17 protein-coding genes are annotated in these 22,176 nt (G+C 65.0%); 8 read left to right on the top strand and 9 right to left on the bottom strand.

Features of this window, described 5'->3' with window-relative positions; all coding sequences use genetic code 11:
- Positions 1–121 precede the first annotated feature (121 nt).
- The 3 genes from NLM32_RS39570 to glpK all read right to left on the bottom strand — a co-directional run bounded on the left by NLM32_RS39570 (position 122) and on the right by glpK (position 5,027).
- Positions 122–715 carry a GNAT family N-acetyltransferase gene (locus NLM32_RS39570; protein ID WP_254134073.1) on the bottom strand — a complete coding sequence of 198 codons (594 nt, stop codon included), beginning with the start codon at positions 713–715 and terminating at the stop codon, positions 122–124.
- 193 nt (positions 716–908) lie between these two features.
- The gene (locus NLM32_RS39575; RefSeq protein ID WP_254134074.1) at positions 909–3,356 is read right to left on the bottom strand and encodes a penicillin acylase family protein; all 2,448 of its coding nucleotides are present in this window, start codon (positions 3,354–3,356) and stop codon (positions 909–911) included.
- 165 nt (positions 3,357–3,521) lie between these two features.
- Entirely contained in the window at positions 3,522–5,027 is a 1,506-nt protein-coding gene (gene glpK / locus NLM32_RS39580; RefSeq protein WP_254134075.1) for a glycerol kinase GlpK, read from the bottom strand.
- 386 nt (positions 5,028–5,413) lie between these two features.
- On the opposite strand from glpK, the gene NLM32_RS39585 reads away from it, so the two are divergent.
- Positions 5,414–6,772, top strand: a complete 1,359-nt coding sequence (locus NLM32_RS39585; protein ID WP_254134076.1) for an MBOAT family protein — start codon at positions 5,414–5,416, stop codon at positions 6,770–6,772.
- Positions 6,773–6,774: 2 nt separating this feature from the next.
- The gene (locus tag NLM32_RS39590; RefSeq protein WP_254134077.1) at positions 6,775–7,656 is read left to right on the top strand and encodes a hypothetical protein; all 882 of its coding nucleotides are present in this window, start codon (positions 6,775–6,777) and stop codon (positions 7,654–7,656) included.
- Positions 7,657–7,670: 14 nt separating this feature from the next.
- Here NLM32_RS39590 and NLM32_RS39595 read toward each other — a convergent pair whose 3' ends face one another.
- From NLM32_RS39595 to NLM32_RS39620, 6 genes are all read right to left on the bottom strand, one after another.
- Positions 7,671–8,444, bottom strand: coding sequence for an SDR family NAD(P)-dependent oxidoreductase (locus tag NLM32_RS39595; protein ID WP_254134078.1), 774 nt, complete (start codon positions 8,442–8,444; stop codon positions 7,671–7,673).
- Positions 8,445–8,601: 157 nt separating this feature from the next.
- A complete protein-coding gene (pimD, locus tag NLM32_RS39600) occupies positions 8,602–9,744 on the bottom strand; it encodes a pimeloyl-CoA dehydrogenase small subunit (RefSeq protein ID WP_254134079.1) in 1,143 nt (380 codons plus the stop codon).
- A gap of 163 nt (positions 9,745–9,907) precedes the next feature.
- Positions 9,908–11,098 carry a pimeloyl-CoA dehydrogenase large subunit gene (pimC, locus tag NLM32_RS39605; protein ID WP_234683137.1) on the bottom strand — a complete coding sequence of 397 codons (1,191 nt, stop codon included), beginning with the start codon at positions 11,096–11,098 and terminating at the stop codon, positions 9,908–9,910.
- 146 nt (positions 11,099–11,244) lie between these two features.
- Positions 11,245–12,432: an acetyl-CoA C-acyltransferase gene (locus NLM32_RS39610; RefSeq protein WP_254134080.1), complete on the bottom strand. Its 1,188-nt coding sequence runs from the start codon at positions 12,430–12,432 to the stop codon at positions 11,245–11,247.
- Positions 12,429–14,105 (bottom strand): dicarboxylate--CoA ligase PimA, encoded by a 1,677-nt coding sequence (gene pimA, locus NLM32_RS39615; protein ID WP_254134081.1) that lies wholly within the window; start codon positions 14,103–14,105, stop codon positions 12,429–12,431. The genes NLM32_RS39610 and pimA overlap by 4 nt, the downstream gene beginning before the upstream one ends.
- 220 nt (positions 14,106–14,325) lie before the next feature.
- Positions 14,326–16,422 carry a 3-hydroxyacyl-CoA dehydrogenase NAD-binding domain-containing protein gene (locus tag NLM32_RS39620; RefSeq protein WP_254134082.1) on the bottom strand — a complete coding sequence of 699 codons (2,097 nt, stop codon included), beginning with the start codon at positions 16,420–16,422 and terminating at the stop codon, positions 14,326–14,328.
- Positions 16,423–16,551: 129 nt separating this feature from the next.
- Here NLM32_RS39620 and NLM32_RS39625 point away from each other — a divergent pair, with 129 nt between their 5' ends.
- The 6 genes from NLM32_RS39625 to NLM32_RS39650 all read left to right on the top strand — a co-directional run bounded on the left by NLM32_RS39625 (position 16,552) and on the right by NLM32_RS39650 (position 22,174).
- Positions 16,552–17,418, top strand: a complete 867-nt coding sequence (locus NLM32_RS39625; protein ID WP_254134083.1) for an IclR family transcriptional regulator — start codon at positions 16,552–16,554, stop codon at positions 17,416–17,418.
- A gap of 66 nt (positions 17,419–17,484) precedes the next feature.
- On the top strand, positions 17,485–18,282 hold the full coding sequence (locus NLM32_RS39630; protein WP_254134084.1) for an ABC transporter ATP-binding protein: 798 nt from the start codon (positions 17,485–17,487) through the stop codon (positions 18,280–18,282).
- Positions 18,279–18,992, top strand: coding sequence for an ABC transporter ATP-binding protein (locus NLM32_RS39635; protein ID WP_212298422.1), 714 nt, complete (start codon positions 18,279–18,281; stop codon positions 18,990–18,992). The genes NLM32_RS39630 and NLM32_RS39635 overlap by 4 nt, the downstream gene beginning before the upstream one ends.
- A gap of 12 nt (positions 18,993–19,004) precedes the next feature.
- Positions 19,005–19,883, top strand: a complete 879-nt coding sequence (locus tag NLM32_RS39640) for a branched-chain amino acid ABC transporter permease (RefSeq protein ID WP_254134085.1) — start codon at positions 19,005–19,007, stop codon at positions 19,881–19,883.
- Between the two features lie 2 nt (positions 19,884–19,885).
- Positions 19,886–20,905, top strand: a complete 1,020-nt coding sequence (locus tag NLM32_RS39645) for a branched-chain amino acid ABC transporter permease (RefSeq protein ID WP_254134086.1) — start codon at positions 19,886–19,888, stop codon at positions 20,903–20,905.
- Positions 20,906–20,944: 39 nt separating this feature from the next.
- Complete coding sequence (locus tag NLM32_RS39650; protein WP_254134087.1) at positions 20,945–22,174, top strand: ABC transporter substrate-binding protein; 1,230 nt, start codon at positions 20,945–20,947, stop codon at positions 22,172–22,174.
- The last annotated feature ends 2 nt before the right edge of the window (positions 22,175–22,176 follow it).

Raw genomic sequence — 22,176 nt, forward strand, 5'->3', positions numbered from 1 at the left:
GTGCAAATAGCGCACCCACACTCCGTCATTGCGAGCGCAGCGAAGCAATCCAGAATCTTTCCGCGGAGACAGACTGGATTGCTTTGCTTCGCTGCGCTCGCAATGACGACGTGGAAAGAGACTACTCGACAATCGGCACATGCTTCGCCGCGTCGCGCGAGAGCGTGCCGTCGAGCCGCGGATCATCCGCAACTTCGACCTGCCGCCGGAACGGCCGAAATCCCGAGCGCTGATAGAATGCGACGGCCGACGGATGATCGAAGGTGCAGGTATGCACCCAGACGCGACGCACATCGCCGCGCCACGCGCGCTCCAGTGCGCGGTTCATCAGGAAGCGGGCGGCGCCGGTGCCGATCAGGCTGGCGGTGACGCCGAAATAGACCAGCTCGCACTGGCCGGGTTTGCGGAAATCCAGCTCGAGCAGGCCCTCCTCGCGACCGTCTACGACGAGCGCATAGATCTCGATGCCGGCGGTGTGGATGATCGCGGCGAGCTCCGCGTCGCTCATGCGTGCGCGTGAGAACCACAGCCAATCTTCGCCGACGCGGCGGAAGAGATCGCGATACCAGGCGAGCGCCGGTGCGTCGGCCTTGCGCAGGGTCCACGTGCCGGGCAGTTCGTCGCGGTGAGCGGGGCGCGCGGTCATCTCCAGATGGGTGACGATCGCGGCGATCTTGCCGGCGGGGATGTCGGAATAGCCGTCGGGGATGATCATGGGGCTGGCTCGTTCAGTTCAGGCCAAAGCGGCGGTGCGCTCCCTCGCCCCGTTCTTACGGGGAGAGGGTTGGGGTGAGGGGCATCTCTCCACGATTGAGATCGTCGTGAGACCTGTACCCCCTCACCCGGATCGCAAGAGCGATCCGACCTCTCCCCGCAAGCGGGGAGAGGTGAAACGGAGCTCGCCTCATTCACCTCGGCGTCAGCGTGATCGCTTCCGCGGTCGCGGCTTCCACCGCTGCGAGGCTGTAGAGCAGCGGCACATACTGGCCCGTTGCCCAGAGCGGGGCGAGGTCGCGGTAGTGGCCGCTGAAGGGATCGCCGGACTGGCCGGGCGTGTTGATGGTGCGGCTCGCATCCCAATTGCCGACGTCGAGCACCATGCGGAACGAGGCGCCCGCGGTGAGCTGGTAATCCGAGCGGCGATAGGTGGCGGCGCGCGGCACGTTGGCGGCGCCGCCATAGGCGAGCGGACCGACCGACAATTGCGCCGCGGTGGCCTTGTCGGCGAGCGGCATCAGCGCGTGATCGAACTTTGCGACATGCAGGCGGCCCCAGCGCCAGGTGGACGGATCAGGGCCGAGCTTGCTGATGACATCGGCCACCGCAGCACCGAGGCTGTCGCGCAAAATCTGGTCGCGCGCGGCCGCGGGATCGGCGCCGAACGACGCATCCGGAGATTCCAGCGCGGCGACGAGTGCCGAGATGCTGGAGGCCTCGGGCGCGATCAAGTCCGCCGCCTTCGGCGCCGTGATCTTCAGCAGTACGGGGCCCAGATGATTGGCGATCCACACCTCGAACACCGCCGCCGCCGCGCTGTCCGCGCTGTCACGCGCATCCCATGGCTTGAGCAGATCGAGGCCCTGCTTCACGTTGGCGTCGTCGGACGTCAGCCGCTGCAACAGCTTGACCAGACGGCGACCCATCATCGCCGTATCGTCGTTCTGCAGATCCATGGCGTCGGCGAGCGTCACCTTGTTGTTGGCCGCGAGCACGTCGGTGATGCGCTGCCAGCGCGCGCTGTCGGACCATTCGAAGCCGACCCTGCGCTCGTTGACGGGATAATCGGGCGGCAGGTTCATGTGGTTGGCGGTGGCGAAGAAGCCCTGCTTCGGCTGATAGGCTTTCGGCAGCTCGTCGAGCGACAGAAATCCCTGCCACTCGTAGCGGCCGTCGCCGGGCACCGGCATCAGGCCGTCGAAATTGACGCGGCGCGGCGTCTTGCCGGCAGCGACCCAGCCGATATTGCCCTTGGTGTCGGCATAGACCTGGTTCTCCGACGGCGCGCCCCAGCGCCGCATGGCGCCGAGAAAACCGTTCCAGTCCTTTGCGGTCATGTAGTCCGACGAGCCGAAATAGGCCGACGTGCCGGGCTCGAACCAGATCGAGCGCACGGCGAAGGCGCGGTTGTTCTTGTCATCAACGAAGATCACCGGCCCGTGGCGGGTGAATTTCAGCTCGAGGTCGCGATCGGGCTCGCCCTTCACCTCTTCCTTCTCGTGAACGATGCGCATGTCCTCCCAGCCATTGCCGTAGCGATACTGGTTGGGATTTTGCGGGTTGAGCTCGTAGACGTAGAGGTCTTCCTGGTCGACGTTGAAGATGGTGAGGCCGAAGGCGATGGTGCCGTTGTGGCCGATCGAGATGCCGGGCAGCGCCGGCTCACCGGCGCCGATCACGGACAAGCCGGGCGCATTGAGACCGACGATGTAGCGCAGCGAGGGCACGCTGTGCTCGCGATGCGGATCGTTGGCAAGGATCGGCCGGCCCGTCGCGGTGCGCGAGGCCGCGATCACCCAATTGTTGGAGCCGATGGTGTCGCGCTGCTGATCGGCTTCGGTGAGGTATTTGTCGGGATCGTGCGCGAGCGCGGCCTTCTGGTCCTTTGGCGCGGCGAAGGCGACGGGGCGCGTCGCGAGATCGTAGGCCGCGAGCACCGCTTTCGGAACGCTGCAGGGATCGAGGCCCTCGGGAATATTCGTGGTCCAGGCCGGCTCGAGCTTGACGCGAAACCGATCGGCATCGAGACCGGCGGCGCAGGCGACCAGCGAGCGCTTGACCTCGGAGGAAACATTGCGGGTCAGGCCGTGGCTGCGGATGCGCACGACATCGTCGGCGGTCCAGGCATCGGGCATGGTGCCGGCGATCCTGAACTCGATCGGCAACGGACGCTTGCCCGCGCGCACGTCGGCGACATAGGCGTTGACGCCGGCGACGAAGGCGTCCGCATAGGTCTTCGCCTTGGGGCCATAGGCCGCCCACTCCGCATTCATGTCGCCGCGATAGAGAAACAACCGCAGCGCCTTGTCCTGCTCCGCATAGGCCTGGCCGAAATCCTTCGCGAGCAGGCCGAGGCCGCGCTTGCGCCAGAGATCGATCTGCCAGAGCCGGTCGCGCGCGGCGTTGAAGCCTTGCAGGAAGAACAGGTCGTGCTCGTTGCCGGCATAGATGTGCGGGATGCCCCAGACGTCGACCAGGATCTGGGCGGGGGCGTTGAGGCCGGCGACGTCCGTCTTGACCTGCCGCGCGCTGAGAAGCGGGTTCGGTTTTTCGCGCGCGATGGCGGTGGAGGTGAGCAACGCGGCGCAGATCGCTGCAATGCTGAGCTTTTGGATGACGCGGTTGAAATCCGTGTTCATTGTGGTTCTCCCGATTGTTGTTTTTGTAGCCCGGATGGAGCGACTTGTCCGCCGAAGCTCGAAGAGCGAAGGCGGAAGCGTAATCCGGGATTCTTGCCTGCGGAGAAAACCCGGATTTCGCTGCGCTCCATCCGGGCTACGAGACTTTCGCCGGCGCGACCTGCCCTACTCCTCCCCCTCGTCGCTCGCCAGCACGCCCTTCACGGCCCTCGCCCAGCCGGCGAGCTTCCGGTCGCGCGTTGCCTCGCTCATGTTCGGCTTGAAGCGGTGCTCGAGCCGCCAATTGTCGGCGAACTTCGTCGGCTCGGGATAGACGCCCGCATTGAGGCCGGCGAGATAGGCCGCACCGAGTGCGGTGGTCTCCTGAATCACGGGGCGATCGACCGGCGCGTCGAGAAGATCGGCGAGCCGCTGCATGGTCCAGTCCGACGCGGTCATGCCGCCATCGACGCGGAGCACGACGCTCGCGGTTTCCGAGCTCGGCCAGTCCGCGCGCATCGCGGCCCAGAGGTCGAAGGTCTGGTAGCAGACGCTCTCCAGCGCGGCGTGCGCAAGCTCGGCCGGGCCGGTGTTGCGGGTGAGGCCGAACAGCGCGCCGCGCACGCGCGGGTTCCAGTAGGGCGCGCCCATGCCGACGAAGGCGGGGACAAGATAGACGCTCTGCATGGAGTCGGATTGATCGGCGAGCGGCCCGGTCTCCGCGGCGTGCTTGATGATGCCGAGGCCATCGCGCAACCATTGCACGGCGCTACCCGCGACGAAGATCGAGCCTTCGAGCGCGTAGGTGCGCTTGCCGTCGAGCTGGTAGGCGATGGTGGTGAGCAGCTTGTTCTTCGATACCACCGGCGTGGAGCCGGTGTTGAGCAGGGCGAAACACCCGGTGCCGTAGGTCGACTTCATCATGCCCGGGCGGAAGCAGGCTTGGCCGATGGTGGCGGCCTGCTGGTCGCCGGCGATGCCGGAGATCGCGATCGGGCCACCGAACAGGTCCGGCGTGCTCTCGCCGAAGCGCGCGGAGGAATCCTTCACCTCGGGCAGCATCGAGCGCGGCACGCCGATGATCTCCAAGAGCTCGTCGTCCCACTGGCCGGTGTGGATGTTGAACAGCAGCGTGCGCGAGGCATTGGTGGCGTCGGTGGCATGTACCTTGCCGCCGGTGAGGCGCCAGAGCAGGTAGCAATCGACGGTGCCGAACATCAGCTCGCCGCGTGCGGCGCGTGCGCGGGCACCGGGGACATGGTCGAGGATCCAGGCGACCTTGGTGCCGGAGAAATAGGGATCGATGATCAGGCCGGTCTTCTGCGAGATCAGCGGCTCGCGGCCATCGGCTTTCAGTTTGGCGCAGACGCCCGCGGTGCGGCGGTCCTGCCAGACGATGGCGCGGTGCACGGCCTGGCCCGTAGTGCGGTCCCACACCACGGTGGTCTCGCGCTGGTTGGTGATGCCGATCGCGGCGATGTCCTTCGCCGTGATGCCGGCCTGGTCGATCGCATCGCGGCAGACCATCACGGTCGAGGTCCAGATGTCCTCCGGCTCGTGCTCGACCCAGCCCGAGGCCGGAAAATGCTGCGGAAACTCCTGCTGCGCGCGGGCGGCGATCGAGATGTCGCTGCGAAACACGATCGCGCGCGAGGAGGTGGTGCCCTGGTCGATGGCGAGGACGAAAGACATGGAAGCTTACCTTGGCGTTTTTTCCCGGTGACGGGTCATTGTGTCGCGCCAAAAGGAGCGGATTAGGGCAGGAAGGTCAAGGTGGGATGCGCGCATCGCCTTGCCCTTCCCTTCTCCCCTTGTGGGAGAAGGTGGCGTAGGCGGCCTTCGGCCGCCGTCCTTAAGAGAACGCCGAAGCGAAGCTTCGGCTATGGCGCCGGATGAGGGGTTCGATCAGCGAGGAATAGTGCGAGAGATGCGCTCGTGGAGGCATACCCCTCACCCGTCTCGTCGCTGTCGCGGCGAGCCACCCTCTCCCGCAAGGGGAGAGGGAAGAAGGCGGGCCCAGTAGGCTATGACCATCTCGGCGAAAATGCTACATCCCGGATCGGGCATTTCGGGGCGGCATGAGTTTCACTTCGGTTCAGTTCGGCGTCTTCGTTGCGGTGGTGTTCGGCGCCTATTATCTGCCGCCGCTGCGCCCCTTCCAGGTTCAGCTGCTGGTGTTGGCGAGCCTGGTGTTCTATGGCTCCGGCCAGCCGGACCTGCTGCCGCTGCTGCTGCTTGCCGTGCTCGGGACCTATCTCTGCCTGGTGCTGGCGTTCAGCAACCGCGCGGTCTGGATGCCGGCCGGCATCGTCTTCAATCTCGCGCTGCTGGCGTTCTTCAAATACAAGCTGCTGTTCATCGAACCGAGCTCGGTGCACCCGACCGGCATTGCGCCGATCGACGTCCTGCTGCGGCTGCCGCTGCCGATCGGCATCTCGTTCTTCGTGTTCCACAACATCAGCCTGCTGGTCGACCTGACGCGCGAGAAGCAACCGCCTCGCTTGCGGGACGTGTTCCTCTACATCATCTTCTTCCCGCAGCTAGTGTCCGGGCCGATCACCCGCGCAGGGCAATTCATGCCGCAGATCGCGCCCAAGCGGCTCGCCGACGTCGATTTTGTGGAGGCCGCAAAATGGATCCTGTCCGGCTTCTTCTTCAAGCTCTACGTCGCCAACAACCTCAACGAGATGACGTCCTATATGGACTATCCGCTCTACGAGACCGTGGCGACGGCGGACCGCTGGCTGCTCGTGTTCCTGTACAGCTACCAGATCTACGCTGATTTCTTCGGCTATTCGGCGATCGCGCTCGGCCTCGCGCTGCTATTCGGCTACCGCCTGCCGATCAACTTCGATCTGCCCTACATCTCGGCCTCGTTCTCCGAGTTCTGGACGCGCTGGCACATCTCGCTATCGACGTGGCTGCGGACCTATCTCTACATCCCGCTCGGCGGCAACCGGAAGGGGCCGGTCCGGACCTGCCTCAATCTGATGATCGTGATGACGCTCGGCGGGCTCTGGCACGGCGCGAGCCTGAGCTACGCGCTGTGGGGCATGCTGCACGGCCTGCTGCTGGTCGTCGAGCGGCCGTTCCTGAAACTGCTCGGCGAAGCCGGGCCCGTGGTGCGGGTCGTCCGCATGGGCATGGTGTTTTTCTGCGTGACGATGCTGTGGATCTTCTTCAAGCTGCCGAACTTCAATCACGCGCTCGGCTACCTCGCAGGCATGTTCGCACCGACCGACAATCCCAATCCGACAAAGCTGTTCCGCAACATGGCGCTGCTCTACGCCCTGCCCGTGCTGATCCAGCACCTCGGCATCGGCGCACTGCTTGAGGGCAGATTGCGGCGATGGGAGCCGTATCTCTATGGCGCGCTCGCCGCGATGGCCTTTCTCGAGGCCGGCCCGGACGCCGCCTTCATCTATTTCCAGTTCTGACCATGCAGCGCGCATCCCGGTTTTCATGGCTGATCAAATGCGCTGCTGCCGCGGTGGCAATGCTGCTCGCCTGCGGCCTTGCCACCGCGCGCTTCGGCTCCGCGCTGCAGCAGCCGGCCGTCACCACGCGCGACGGCAGCCTCGTCACCCTGAACCGCTATGCGCGTGAGCCGACGCCGGACATCGTGCTGGTCGGCAGCTCGGTCATGTGGCGCCTCAAGGAAGAGTATTTCTCGCGCCCCCAAGTCCGGAACCTGGCTCTGGCCGGAGGCTCGCCAGTGACCAGCCTGCGGATTCTCGCCGAGCGGCGAAGCCTGCCGAAGCTCGTCCTCATCGAGACGAACGTTCTCACGCGCGTGCCGGACACCGCGCTGATCGAGAAATTCTCGGGCGGCGTTGGCGCAGAAACACTGTTCCTGCGTCCGATACGCGCGGCAACCGCGGCATATGAGACCTGGAATCACGCCAGCCCGGATCCCGCGCAGGCGCGAGCACAGCAGGACCGCCTGCTCAGCCAGCCACCAGACACATTCGACAACAAGGTCTATCTCGACCGCGCCGTGGAACAGATGAACGATGAAGACCCGACCGGGCCGACGCGCACAAACGTCGCCCTGATCAAGGCGCTCATCGACGACCTGCAGCGGCGCGGCACGCTTGCCCTTCTGATCCACATTCCCTTCGCGCCGGAGATCGAGGACTCTCGGTTCGTCCGCACCACCGGAGAGATCGTCCACGCGGCGTTCCCGGATCGCGCGCGCTGGCTGCCGATCAATCCTCGCTTGAGCGAACTGCGCTGGGCCGATGGCGTGCATCTCGACGAGAGATCCGCCCTGCTCGTCGTGCGCGCGATCGAAGACGCCCTGGCCGAGCGGGGCCGGTAGCGGAGCAGCGGCGGCTACACCGAAGCCGTGGTCACGCCGCCGTCGATGACGATGGTCTGTCCGGTCATGAAGCTCGATGCGTCCGAGGCGAGATAGGCGACTGCGCCGGCGATCTCGTCGGGTTCGCCGATGCGGCGGAGCGGCGTGGTGGCAGTGCGGCGCTTGAGGTTGGCTTCGTCCTCCCACAGCGCGCGGGCGAAATCGGTCTTGACAAGGCCGGGCGCGATGCAGTTGACGCGGACGCCCTTCGGGCCCCATTCGCCGGCGAGCGAGCGGCACAGCGCGAAATCGGCGGCCTTGGAGATGCCGTAAGCGCCGATCACGGTCGAGCCGCGCAAGCCTCCGATCGAGGAGATGATGACGACGGAGCCGTTGCCACGCTCCGCCATCTGCGGGATCGCGAGCGCCGAGAGCCAGATGTTGCTCTTGACGTTCGAGCCCATGATCTTGTCGAACGCCTCGTCGGTGATGTCGAGCAGTGGGCCGTAATACGGGTTCACCGCGGCGTTGCAGACGAGGATGTCGATCTTGCCGTAGTGCTTGATCGTGCCCGCGATCAGCGCCTCGACCTCGTTCTTGCGCGCGATGTTGCAGGGGATGACGGTAGCGTCGCCGCCGGAGGCATTGATGCCGTCGGCGACCTCCTTGCAGGCGTCGGCCTTGCGCGAGGACACCACGACCTTGGCGCCGAGCTTTGCCAGCAGCTCGGCCGAGGAGCGGCCGATGCCGCGGCTGGAGCCGGTGACGATTGCGACCTTGCCGGTGAGATCGAACGGGGTGTTTTTCATTGTTGTTGCTCCTGTCGCCTCTCGTTCAGATGTCATCGCCCGACTTGACCGGGCGATCCAGTATTCCAGAGACGACGCGGCTAGAACCGAGAAGCCGCGGCGTACTGGATCCCCCGCTTTCGCGGGGGATGACAGTCGTCGTGTGGTCTAGATCAGCTCAAACCAACCCACCCGCATCCGCGACGCGGCGCTGATGGTAGTCGGTGTCGCCGAAGGTGTTCTCGATCATGGTCAGGCGCTTGAAGTAGTGGCCGATCTTCGCCTCCATGGTCATGCCGATGCCGCCGTGAAGCTGGATCGACTGCTGCCCGACGAATTTCAGCGACTTGCCGATCTGCACCTTGGCCGCGGCGATCGCGTTGGAGCGCTCCTTGGCGTTCTCGAAATCGTTCGCCATGGTCGCGAACATCGACATCGAGCGTGCCTGCTCGGCCGCGACGAACATGTCGGAGGCGCGGTGCTGCAAGGACTGGAACGAGCCGATCGCGACGCCGAACTGCTTGCGCGTCTTGATGTACTCGACCGTGGTCTTCAGCGATTCATCCATCAGACCGACCGCCTCGGCGCAGAGCGCGACGCGGGCTTCGTCCACCACGCGCTCGATCAGAGCGAGCGAGTCGTCAGGGTTGCCGATCGCCGCGTCGCTGCCGACCTCGACACCCGTCAGGGTGATGTCGGCGGCGTGCAGGCCGTCCTGCGTCGGGTACGACTTCCTGGTCACGCCCTTGGCGCTCGCCGGCACCAGGAACACGCCGATGCCGGTGGTATCGCGACGGTTACCCTTGGTGCGCGCAGTGACGATGAGGGTGTCGGCGTTCTCGCCGTTGAGCACGACGAATTTTTCGCCGTCGATCACCCAGCCGTCGCCCTTCTTCTTCGCCGCGGTGGCGACGTCGAACAGATCGTAGCGCGAGTTCTTCTCGAGCTGGGCGAACGCCAGCGTCTTGCTGCCGTCGACGATCCCTGGCACATGCGCGGCCTTCTGCGCATCGGTGCCGGCGTGGCGCAGGAAGCCGCCGCCGATCACGACGGTCGCCAGATAAGGCTCGAGCACCAGCGCCTTGCCGAGCGCTTCCATCACGATCATGGTCTCGACGCCGCCGCCGCCGAAGCCGCCATCGGCCTCGCTGAAGGGCAGACCAAGCAGACCCTGCTCGGCGAGCTTGCCCCAGACGGCTTTGCTCCAGCCGCCCTTCTCCTTCATGTACTTTTTGCGGCTCTCGAAATCGTAGGAATCGGTCAGCAGGCCGTCGATGCTGTCCTTCAGGAGCCGCTGCTCCTCGGTCAAATCAAAATCCATGTTTCTCTCCAAATCGGCGGGAATTGCCCTGCCGTCGCCTCACCCTCAGACGTCATCCCCGCGAAGGCGGGGATCCAGTAAACGCAGCAGCCTGCCGTACTCACGACCGCCGCGGCGTACTGGGTCCCCCGCTTTCGCGGAGGACGACACCGTCATTGTTGAATCAAAGCCCCAGCACCGCCTTGGCGATGATGTTGCGTTGGATCTCGTTGGAGCCGCCGTAGATCGAGACCTTGCGGTTGTTGAAGTAGCTCGGCGCGATCTGCGCGGTCCAGTCCATGGCCTCGTTGGAGCCGTCGTCGCCGTGCACGTCGTAGGGCGCGGCGAACGGGCCGATCACTTCCATCAACAGCTCGGTGGTGGTCTGCTGGATCTCGGAGCCCTTGATCTTCAGCACGGACGAGGCCGGATTGGGCTTGCCCTTGCCGTGCTTGCCCTCGTCGGCAACGACGCGGAGCTGCGTCAGCTCGAGCGCCTTCAGCTCGATCTCGCAGGCCGCCAGCTTCTCGCGGAACGCGGCGTCCTGGATGATCGGCTTGCCGCCGGACTCGACCTTGGAAGCCAGATCGCGGATGCGACGCAGCCGCTCCTTCGAGACGCCGACGCGCGCGATGCCGGTGCGCTCATTGCCGAGCAGGAACTTTGCGTAATCCCAGCCCTTGTTCTCCTCGCCGATCAGGTTCTCGTAGGGAACCTCGACGTCGTCGAAGAAGACTTCGTTGACCTCGACGCCGCCGTCGATGGTCTGGATCGGACGCACGGTCACGCCCTTCGACTTCATCGGGAACACGATGAAGGAGATGCCCATCTGCTTCTTGGCGTTGTTGTCGGTGCGGCAGAGGCAGAAGATCATGTCGGCGTGCTGGGCTAGCGTGGTCCAGGTCTTCTGGCCGTTGATGATCCACTTGTCGCCCTTGCGCTCGGCCTTGGTCTTGAGCGAGGCGAGGTCAGAGCCCGAACCCGGCTCCGAAAAACCCTGGCACCACCAATCGTCGACATTGGCGATGCGCGGCAGGTACTTCTTCTTCTGCTCTTCGTTGCCGAAGGTGTAGATGACCGGACCGACCATGCTGACGCCGAAGGCGAGCGGCTGCGGCGCCGGATAGGACTGCAGCTCCTCGTTGAAGATGTAGTGCTGCACCGAGGTCCATCCCGTGCCGCCATACTGCGTCGGCCAGTGACTGGTGCCCCAGCCCTTCTTGTTGAGGATGCGCCACCACGTCACCATCTCGTCCTTCGAGAGGTGGCGGCCCTCGACCAGCTTGCGCCGCGTATCCGGCGGCACGTTGTCGCGGAAGAATGACCGCACTTCCTCGCGAAACGCCTGCTCTTCTTTCGTGAATGCGAGATCCATCGGATCCTCCTGTGAGCTTCCCTTGTCGTCCCGGCGAAGGCCGGGACCCATAACCACCGGCCTTCAATGTTTTGCGAAGGCCACGACCATCTGCGTTCCATACGTCCGCTGCGGCGTATGGGTCCCGGCTTTCGCCGGGACGACGATTACTGCAACACCTCAAAAAGTCCCGCAGCGCCCATGCCGCCGCCGACGCACATGGTGACGACCGCGTACTTGGCCTTGCGGCGGCGGCCTTCGATCAGAGCGTGGCCGGTCAGGCGCGCGCCCGACATGCCGTAGGGATGGCCGACCGCGATCGCACCGCCGTCGACGTTGATCTTCTCGGGATCGATGCCGAGCTTGTCGCGGCAATAGAGCACCTGCACCGCGAAGGCTTCGTTGAGCTCCCAGAGGTCGATATCGTCGACCTTGAGGCCATGGCGCTTGAGCAGGCGCGGCACGGCGAACACCGGGCCGATGCCCATCTCGTCCGGCTCGCAGCCGGCGGAGACGAAGCCGCGGAAGATGCCGAGCGGCTTGAGGCCGCGCCTGGCGGCTTCCTTGTCGCTCATGATGACGGAGGCGCTGGCGCCATCCGAGAGCTGGCTGGCATTGCCGGCGGTGATGGAGAAGCCTTCGCCGCGCACGGGCTTGAGGCCGGCGAGGCCTTCGATCGTGGTCTCGGGGCGCGGACCTTCGTCCTGCGACAGCGTCACGTCCTTCATCGTCACGGCGCCGGTCGCCTTGTCGGTGACCGCCATCTGCGTGGTGATCGGCGCAAGCTCGTCCTTGAACTTGCCGCCCTGTTGGGCTGCTGCCGTGCGGCGCTGGCTCTCCAGCGAATATTCGTCCTGCTTCTCGCGCGAGATGCCATAGCGCTTGGCGACGATCTCGGCGGTGTCGATCATGGGCATGTAGACCTCGCCCTTGATCTTGAGCAGCGCGGGATCCTGCGCGTGGAAGCCGTTCATCTTGTCGTTCTGCACGAGCGAGATCGACTCGCCGCCGCCGCCGACCGCGACCTCGACACCGTCGAAGATCACCGAGCGCGCGGCGAGCGCGATCGCCTGCAGGCCCGAGGCGCACTGACGGTCGATCGTGGTGCCGGCGACGGTGACGGGCAGACCGGCACGGAGCAGCGCCTTGCGCGCGATGTTGCCGCCGGTCGCGCCCTGCTGCAGCGCTGCGCCCATCACGACGTCCTCGATCTCCTTCGGATCGACCTTGGCGCGCGCAACGGCTTCGCCGATGGCATGGCCGAGCAGCGTGGCGCCCTCGGTGGCGTTGAGCATGCCGCGATAGGCCTTGCCGATCGGCGTACGGGCGGTGGAAACGATGACGGCGTCGGTCAAGAGCGACCTCCTGGTTGCGTGGATTGCGATGGTATCTGCTGCTGGCGCAATTCGTGGCGCGACAGCTTTCCGACCGGCGTGCGCGGCAGATCGTCGACGAACTCGACCGCCGCCGGCAATTCATGCTTGCCGACCTTGCCGGCGAGCTGCGCGCGCAGCTCGTCGAGCGAGAACGGCTTTGCATCCGGCTTGAGGTTGATGAAGGCCTTTGCGGCCTCGCCGCGATATTGATCGGGGATGCCGAGCACAATCACCTCGTGCACGCCGGGAACGGTGTAGATCGCCTGCTCGATCATCTGCGGATAGACGTTGAAGCCGCCGGAGATGATCATGTCCTTCTTGCGGTCGACCAGGAAGAAATAGCCGTCGGTGTCGACGTAGCCGATGTCGCCGGTCAGGAAGCGGCCGTCGGAGAAATACTCCGCGACGTCCTTCTGCTTGTTCCAATAGCCCCTGGTGACGTTCGGGCCCTTGATGCGGATCTCGCCGACCTCGCCCGTCGGCATCACCTTGCTCGGGTCTTCCAGCGAGACGACGTCGAGCTCGATACCGGGCAGCATCAGGCCGATCGAGCCGGGCTTCTCGGGCCCCGTCGGCGGATGGCCGGTTCCGGGCGAGCAGGTCTCGGTCATGCCCCAGCCGCTCTTGAGCTTCTTGCCGACCTTGCGCTCGAAGAAGCTCGCGACCTCGACCGGCAGCGGTGCGCCGCCGGAGCCGATGGCGGTGAGCGAGGAGAAGTCGCGCTTGTCGAGATCGGGGAGCGCGGCGATCGCAATCCACATCGTCGGCACGCCCGGGAAATAGGTCGCGCGCTTGACCTCGATGTCGCGCATCACGGCCTCGACATCGAAACGCTGATGGAGCGAGATCAGATTGCCCCGGCTGAGCGAGGACAGCAGCACGACGGTGAGCGCATAGATGTGGAACAGCGGCAGCACGCAGATCACGCGCTCGATGGCGTCGCCGCGCGCCGCGCGTGCCGGCTTGCCCCAGACGTCGTAGATCGACACGGCGGAGGTGAGATTGCCGTGCGTGAGCATGGCGCCCTTCGGCAGGCCGGTGGTGCCACCGGTATATTGCAGCAGCGCGACGTCATCGACTGCAACGGCGGGCCATTGCGCCGGCAGCGGCGCGCCTTCGACGAAGGCCTTGAAGGTGACGATGCGCGGATCATCGGGGATCGCCGCCTGCGGCGTGCCGACCTTGCCCCAATTGTCGTCCTCGCAGACGACGAGGCAATCGATCAGCCCCTTCTCCAGAAATTTCAGCGCGGTCGGCAGCAGGGCCTGGAGGTTCGAGGTGACGAGCAGGCGCGAGCCGGAGTCCGAGACCTTGTGCGTCAGCGCGATCTCGCCGTCGAGCGGCGAGAGATGCGCGACCCGGGCCCCGGCCTTCAGCGCGCCGAAGAAATTGACGGGGTGATCGGGCGTATTGCCGAGGAACAGCGCAACGGAGCTGTTCTTGCCGATGCCGGCGCGCAGAAACGCCGCCGCCGCACGCTCGGCCATGGCAGCGAGCTCGGCATAGGTGATCGGACGATCGCGAAACTCCAGCGCGGTCCGCGGGCCGTAGCTTGCCGCGGCCGTCGAAAGCAGGTCAGGCAGCGTGCCCTGGACGATGGTGTCGTCCCAATGCACGCCCTCGGGGTAAAACTGTTCGCCGGGATGGGTCATTAACGGTCGATACTCTGCAAGACAGTCGTGACAGGGCCGTGTGAGGTGGGCACCGACGGATAGGCTCCCTTCCCCCTTGCGGGGAAGGGTTGGGGAAGGGGGTGGCCACAAACTCGGACCTCGCCCGGGGCTACCCCCCTCCCTGACCCTCCCCCGCAAGGGGGGAGGGAACGGAGAGAGTGTTGCCCGGAGCCAGACATTGCGGCGACCACCAACCTGATCAAGCCGCCTTCGACGCGGCCGCCAGCGAGGCGAACGTCTTGCCTTCGGCCGCGAGCTTCTTCAGCAGGGGCGCGGGCTCGAGGCTCGGGTCGTTGGTCTCCTTGGCGTAGAAGGCGAGACGGTCGGCGATGTGCTTGAGGCCGACGGTGTCGGCCCAGAACATCGGGCCGCCGCGATAGATCGGCCAGCCATAGCCATAGAGCCAGACCACGTCGATGTCGGAGGGACGCGCCGCGATGCCCTCTTCGAGGATCTTCGCGCCCTCGTTGATCATCGGGTACATCATGCGCTCGAGGATCTCGTCGTCGCTGACGACGCGCTTCTTGCGTCCGAGACGCAGCAGCGTCTCGTCGATCAGCTTCTCGACCTCCGGATCGGGAAGCGCCGACCGCGAGCCCGCCTCGTACTTGTAGTAGCCCTTGCCGGTCTTCTGGCCGAAGCGGCCGGCTTCGCAGAGCGCGTCCGCGATCTCCGACTTGATGCCGCGGTCCTTGCGCGAGCGCCAGCCGATGTCGAGGCCGGCGAGATCGCCCATCGCGAACGGGCCCATCGGCATGCCGAACTTGGTGACGACGGCGTCGACCTGCTGCGGCAGCGCGCCTTCGAACAACAGCTTCTCGGACTGCTTGCCGCGCTGGGCCAGCATGCGGTTGCCGACGAAGCCGTCGCAGACGCCGACCACGGCCGGCACCTTGGCGATCTTGCGCGCAATGCTCACCGCGGTGACCAGCGCGTCCGGCGCGGTCTTGTCGGCGCGCACGATCTCGCACAGCTTCATGACGTTGGCCGGCGAGAAGAAGTGCATGCCCAGCACGTCCTGCGGACGCTTGGTCGCCTTCGCGATCTCGTCGATGTTCAGGTACGAGGTGTTGGAGGCGAGTACGGCGCCTTGCTTGACGTATTGGTCGAGCTTGCCGAACACTTCCTGCTTCACGGCCATGGTCTCGAACACGGCTTCGATCACCAGATCGGCGTCGCCGACGTTCTCGATGCCGACCACGCCTTTGATCAGCGCCATGCGCTTGGCGGGCGCGTCCGCCGGGATGCCGCCGCGTGCGGCGGTCGCTTCCCAGTTCTTCTGCATGATGCCGAGGCCGCGCTTGAGCTGCTCCTCGCCGGTCTCGATCAGAGTGACGGGAACGCCGGCATTGGCAAAGGACATCGCGATGCCGCCACCCATCGTGCCCGCGCCGAGAATGGCAACACGGTTAACCGGACGCGACTTGGTGCCTTCAGGGACGCCTGCGATTTTGGCGGCTTCACGCTCGGCAAAGAACGCATAACGCTGCGCCTTGGACTGGTCGCTGGCGACGAGCTTGAGAAAGCCCTCGCGCTCCTTCTTCAGACCTTCGTCGAACGGCAGGTCGATCGCCGCGCCGACGGCATCGGCCGCCGCGAACGGCGCTTCCAGGCCGCGCGACTTCTTGGTCATGGCAGCAACCGCATTGGTAAAGATGGAGCGGTCGGCCTTGGCGGCGGCGATCTTGGAATCGTCGTCGCGGAGGCGACGCAGCGGGCGCTTCTCGGCCAGCAGCTTGCGCACGAAGGCTTCGCCGCCCGAGGCCGGGCCTTCGACGATCTCCTCGATCAGGCCATTCTTCAGCGCTTCAGCGGCGCCGATGGGATCGCCACCGACGATCATCTTGACGGCGAGCTCGGGGCCGACCGCGCGCGGCAGGCGCTGGGTGCCGCCGGCGCCCGGCAGCAGGCCGAGCTTCACCTCGGGCAGGCCGAGCTTGGCCTCATTGACAGCCACGCGGAAATGACAGGCCAGCGCGACCTCGAGGCCGCCGCCGAGCGCGGTGCCGTGGATCGCCGCCACGATCGGCTTCGGCGAATTCTCCATCTCGGCCAGCACTTCGTTGAGGCCGGGCGGCTTCGGCGGCTTGCCGAATTCCGTGATGTCGGCGCCGGCAATGAAGGTGCGCCCCGCGCAGGTCAGCACGATGCCCTTGATCGCGGGATCGGCGATGGCGGCCTTGATGCACTCCAGGATACCACCGCGGACTGCGGCACTCAGCGCATTGACCGGAGGGCTATTCACCGTGACGATCCCGACTTCGTCATGACGCTCAAGCTTGACCACTTCGCTCACGGTTTCCCTCCTTGGTGGGGATTTACTTTTGTTCGATTTCGCGGTGCGGAATTTAATTCCGCATCTTGACGGCAGGGTTATTTTGAAGCACGTGGCTTGTCAACGACTCCGCGCAAGAGCAGATCAGGGATGAAGCGTACAGGAAAGAAGACAGCGACCGATCGGAATTTCGTCGTCGCGCTTTCCCGCGGGCTTGACGTATTGCGAGCATTCCAACCCAGTGACGGACTTCTCGGCAATCAGGAGATTGCCTCCCGCACCAACCTGCCGAAGCCGACGGTTTCGCGGCTCACTTATACGCTGACGAAGCTCGGCTATCTGACACCGGTTCCCCGTTTCGAGAAGTATCAGCTGGCGCCCGCCGCCATGGCGCTCGGTTACGCCGCGCTCGCCAATCTCGGCGTTCGGCATTTGTCCGAGCCGTTCCGCGAGGAAATGATGCGCGCCACCGGCGGTGCCGTCGCCATCGGCGGCCGCGACCGTCACAGCATGATCTATTTCGGGCAAAGCCGTGGCAGCGAGACGGTCGGCGTTCAGCTCGACGTCGGCTCCCGCGTGCCGATCGCAACCAGCGCGATGGGCCGCGCCTACTTCTGGGCGCTCGACGAAGATGGGCGCGCTGAAGTGACGCGCATCCTGCGCGAACATTACGGCAGCCGCTGGCCGAAGATGCGCGACGGACTGGAACGCTCGGGCGAGACGGTTGCGAAATACGGTTTCGCGATGTCCGTCGGCGACTGGCATGACGACATCGGCGCCGCCGGCGTCGCACTCAGGCTCAACGACGGAACCGGTCCTTACGCCTTCAATTGCGGCGCACCGGCATTCCGCTTCACGGAAGAACGCTTGATCAACGACATTGGACCGCGACTGCTGGCGATGGTAAGGAACATCGAAGCGGCACTTGGGGGTCTGATGCCGCAATCCAAAAAAGAAATCAGCAAAAAGCTGAAATCAGGAGGAAAAGTTGCGCGTGTGGCCGAGGGGTTCAGATAGCCTTTGTCATCATCGGGAGCGGTTCGCATCGCCCTGTCGCCCACTGATTAGTGTGGGCGAGACGACATGACGCAGGCACAGCTCGCGCAGGGGACATCGCCCCTGCTCGCCGTTCGCGACGTCAGCGTCGTGTTCGGCGGCATCGTCGCGCTCAACGGTGTGTCCTTTGACATGCACAAGGGCCAGATCCTCGGATTGATCGGCCCCAACGGCGCCGGCAAGACCACGCTCTTCAACTGCCTCTCCCGCCTCTACCAGCCGTCGTCCGGCGACATCCTGATGGAAGGCGCGAGCATCCTGACGCGGCCGCCGCACCGGATCGCCGAGATCGGCATCGGCCGCACCTTCCAGAACGTCGCGCTGTTTCCGAACCTCTCGGTGATGGACAATGTCCGCGTCGGCACGCATGCGCGCACGTCGAGCGACATCATCAGCGACTCGCTGCGGCTGGCCTGGATTCGCCGCAGCGAAACCAGCGTGAACAAGAAGGTGCACGAGATCCTCGCCTATCTCGACCTCGAGGACGTCGCCCACACCGTCGTCTCCGGCCTGCCTTTCGGCACGCAGAAGCGCGTCGAACTGGCGCGGGCGCTCGCGGCCGATCCGAAGATCCTGCTGCTCGACGAACCCGCCGGCGGCCTGAACCACGAAGAGGTCTACGTGCTCGGCGACCTCATCCGCAAAATCCGGGATGAGCGCCACATGACGGTGCTGCTGGTCGAGCACCACATGGGCCTCGTGATGTCGATCGCCGACCACGTGGTTGCGCTGAATTTCGGCAAGAAGCTCGCGGAAGGCACCCCCGCCCAGGTGCAGGCAGACCCCGACGTCATCAAGGCCTATCTCGGGAGCAAGGACCAATGACGACGCTGCTCAACGTCAAGGACCTGCGCGCCTATTACGGCCAGGTCCAGGCGCTCCACGGCCTCTCCTTCTCGCTCAACGAGGGTTCGCTGACGACGCTGCTCGGCGCCAACGGCGCCGGCAAGACCACGACGCTGCGTGCGATCTGCAACATGGTGCGCTCCACCGGCGGCATCGAGTTCGACGGCAAGCCGCTGAACAACAAATCGACCGAAAGCATCGTGCGGTTCGGCATCGCCCATGTGCCGCAGGGCCGCGGCACCTTCACCACCATGACGGTGGAGGAGAACCTCCAGCTCGGAGCCATCACCCGCAAGGACAATGCCGGCATCGTCTCCGACATCGAGCGCATGTATGCGCATTTCCCGGTGCTGAAGCAGCGGCATACCCAGCAGGCCGGCACGCTCTCCGGCGGCGAGCAGCAGATGCTCGCGGTCGCGCGCGCGCTGATGCTGCGGCCGCGGCTGATGCTGCTCGACGAGCCGTCCTTCGGCCTTGCGCCGCTCGTCGTGCGCGACCTGTTCGGCATCCTCGGCAAGATCAACCGCGAGGACAAGGTGTCGATCCTGGTGGTCGAGCAGAACGCCCAGCTCGCGCTCGAGCTCGCCGACCAGGCCTATGTGATCGAGACCGGCCGTATCGTGATGTCGGGCAATGCCAAGGACATCGCGAACAACGAAGAAATCCGCAAATCCTATCTGGGTTACTGAGGAGCCGGCACAATGGAACTGTTTACCAACCAGGTCCTGGCCGGGATCGCCACGGGCGCCATCTACGCCTGCATGGCGCTCGCGGTGGTCATGATCTACCAGGCGATCGACCATCTCAACTTCGCGCAAGGCGAGATGGCGATGTTCTCGACCTTCATCTCCTGGCAGCTGATGCAGTGGGGGTTGTCCTATTGGGTCGCCTTCCTGATCACGCTGGCGTTCTCGTTCGTCGCCGGCATCGCGATCGAGCGCATCCTGTTCAAGCCGCTTGCGAAGGCACCGGTGCTGACCAACGTCGCGGGCTTCATCGCGCTGTTTGCGATCATCAACTCGTCGGCCGGCCTGATCTGGGACTTCACCATCAAGCAATATCCGACGCCGTTCGGCTCCGCGCCGTTCCTCGGCAGCCAGCTGATCTCAACCCACCAGGCCGGCATGATCGGCGTCACCGTGCTGCTGCTGCTCGGCCTCTATTTCTTCTTCCAGTACACCCGCATCGGTCTTGCGATGCGCGCGGCCGCCTCCGTGCCTGAATCGGCCCGCCTGGTCGGCATCAACACGAGCTGGATGATTGCTCTGGGCTGGGGCATGGCGACCGCGATCGGCGCGATCGCCGGCATGCTGATCGCGCCGGTGGTGTTCCTCGAGCCCAACATGATGGGCGGCGTGCTGATCTACGGCTTTGCCGCAGCCGTGCTCGGCGGTCTCACCAGCCCGTTCGGCGCCGTGGTCGGCGGCTTCCTGGTCGGCATCTTCGAGAACCTTGCCGGCACCTACATCCCCGGCGTCGGCAACGAGCTGAAACTCCCGATCGCGCTCGCGCTGATCATCTCCGTCCTGGTCGTCAAACCCGCTGGTCTGTTCGGCCGGCACATCGTCAAGCGAGTTTGATCATGAGCGCAGCAGAAGAAGTCGTCGCCGAAGGCCACGAAGCGGTCGAAGCCGTTCCGAAGCGGGCCATGACGCTGGGCACAGGCACCTCGGTGGTGGTGCTGTTGCTTCTCATCGCCGTCCCCTTGTTCGCGAAGAACTTCGTGATCTTCCAGCTGACCCAGCTGCTGTATCTGGGCCTCGCCGTGCTGGCGCTGAACATCCTGACCGGCGGAAGCGGCCAGTTCTCGCTCGGCCAGAGCGCGTTCTACGCCATCGGCGCCTACGTCACCGCCGTCATGATGGAGCAGTTCAACGTCCCCTACTTCCTCTGCCTGCCGGTCGCGGCCGTGCTCTGCTTCGGCGCGGGCTTCCTGTTCGGCCAGCCGGCGCTGAGGCTCTCCGGCGTCTATCTTGCGCTTGCGACCTTCGCGCTCGCCACCGCGATGCCGCAGCTGCTGAAGCTGAACTTCCTCGAGCACTGGACCGGCGGCGTGCAGGGCCTCGTCGTCACCAAGCCCGACGCGCCGTTCGGCCTGCCGATGTCGCAGGACATGTGGCTGTATTATTTCACGCTCGTCGTCGTGCTCGCGATCTACATCTTCGCGGTCAATCTGCTGCGCTCGCGCTCGGGCCGCGCATTCATGGCGATCCGCGACAACGAGATTGCGGCCTCCGCCATGGGCGTCAACGTCGCGCTGTACAAGACGCTCGCTTTCGGCGTCTCCGCCGCCATCACCGGCGTCGCCGGCGGCCTGAGCGCCATCGCGGTGCAGTTCGTCGCGCCCGACAGCTTCACCATCACGCTGGCGATCCAGCTGTTCCTCGGCATGGTCGTCGGCGGCGTCGGCTGGCTGCCCGGCTCGATCGTCGGCGCCGCCTTCATCATCTTCGTGCCGAACATCGCCGAGGGCATCTCCAAGGGCCTCTCGGGCGCCGTGTTCGGCGTGCTGCTGTTCCTCGTCATCTACCTGGTTCCGCATGGCGCAAGGCAAGTCGCAATCCTGGGCCAGCAACTCGCCGGGCGGCTCAGAAAAAACTGAAACTTCGACAAGACTGTTTGTTTAACCAAGGAGACCCAATTGCTTTTCGGAAGAACACTGCGAACCGCAGCGCTCGCGACTGCGGTCGCAACCCTCGCCTCCAGCGCAGCCCTCGCCCAGAAGAAATACGACACCGGCGCGTCCGATACCGAGATCAAGATCGGCAACATCATGCCGTACAGCGGTCCGGCCTCGGCCTATGGCATCATCGGCAAGACCGAAGAAGCCTATTTCAAGATGATCAATGACAAGGGCGGCATCAACGGCCGCAAGATCGTCTACGTCACCTATGACGATGGCTACTCGCCGCCGAAAGCAGTCGAACAGGTCCGCAAGCTGGTCGAGAGCGACGAAGTGCTCGCCGTGTTCAACCCGCTCGGCACGCCCTCGAACACCGCGATCCAGAAATACCTCAACGCCAAGAAGATCCCGCAGCTGTTCGTCGCCACCGGCGCGACCAAGTGGAACGATCCGAAGAACTTCCCCTGGACCATGGGCTGGCAGCCCTCCTACCAGAGCGAAGCGCAGATCTACGCGAAGTGGCTGATGAAGGAGAAGCCCGACGCCAAGGTCGCGATCCTTTATCAGAACGACGATTTCGGCAAAGACTACCTCAAGGGCACCAAGGACGGTTTTGGCGCCAAGGCGTCGTCCACGATCATCCTGGAAGAGAGCTATGAGGTCTCCGAGCCGTCGATCGACGGCCACATCGTCAAGATCAAGGCCGCCAATCCGGACGTGCTGCTGATCTACACGACGCCGAAGTTCGGCGCCCAGACCATCAAGAAGACCGCCGAGCTCGGCTGGAAGCCGCTGCAGATCATCACCAACGTCTCGGCCTCGGTCGGCAGCGTGATGAAGCCGGCCGGCTTCGAGGCCGCGCAGGGCGTGCTGTCGGCGGCCTATGCCAAGGACGGCGCCGACCCGCGCTGGAACGACGATGCCGAGATGAAGAAGTGGGTCGAGTTCCTCGACAAGTACATGCCCGGCGCCGACAAGACCGACTCCAGCGTCGTCTACGGCTACGGCGCCGCGCAGACGCTGGTCAAGGCGCTGGAACAGTGCGGCGACGATCTCACCCGCGCCAACCTGATGAAGCAGGCGGCGAGCCTCAAGGATTTCACGCCGGACACCCTGCTGCCCGGCGTCAAGATCAACACCGGACCGAACGACTTTGCCCCGATCAGCCAGCTGCAGATGCAGCGGTTCAAGGGCGAGAAGTGGGAACCGTTCGGCGATATCCTGAGCGGCGACATCGCTCCCGAGTGACA

Origin of the sequence: Bradyrhizobium sp. CCGUVB14, from assembly GCF_024199935.1 — a bacterium.
In the GTDB taxonomy this organism is placed as follows: domain Bacteria; phylum Pseudomonadota; class Alphaproteobacteria; order Rhizobiales; family Xanthobacteraceae; genus Bradyrhizobium.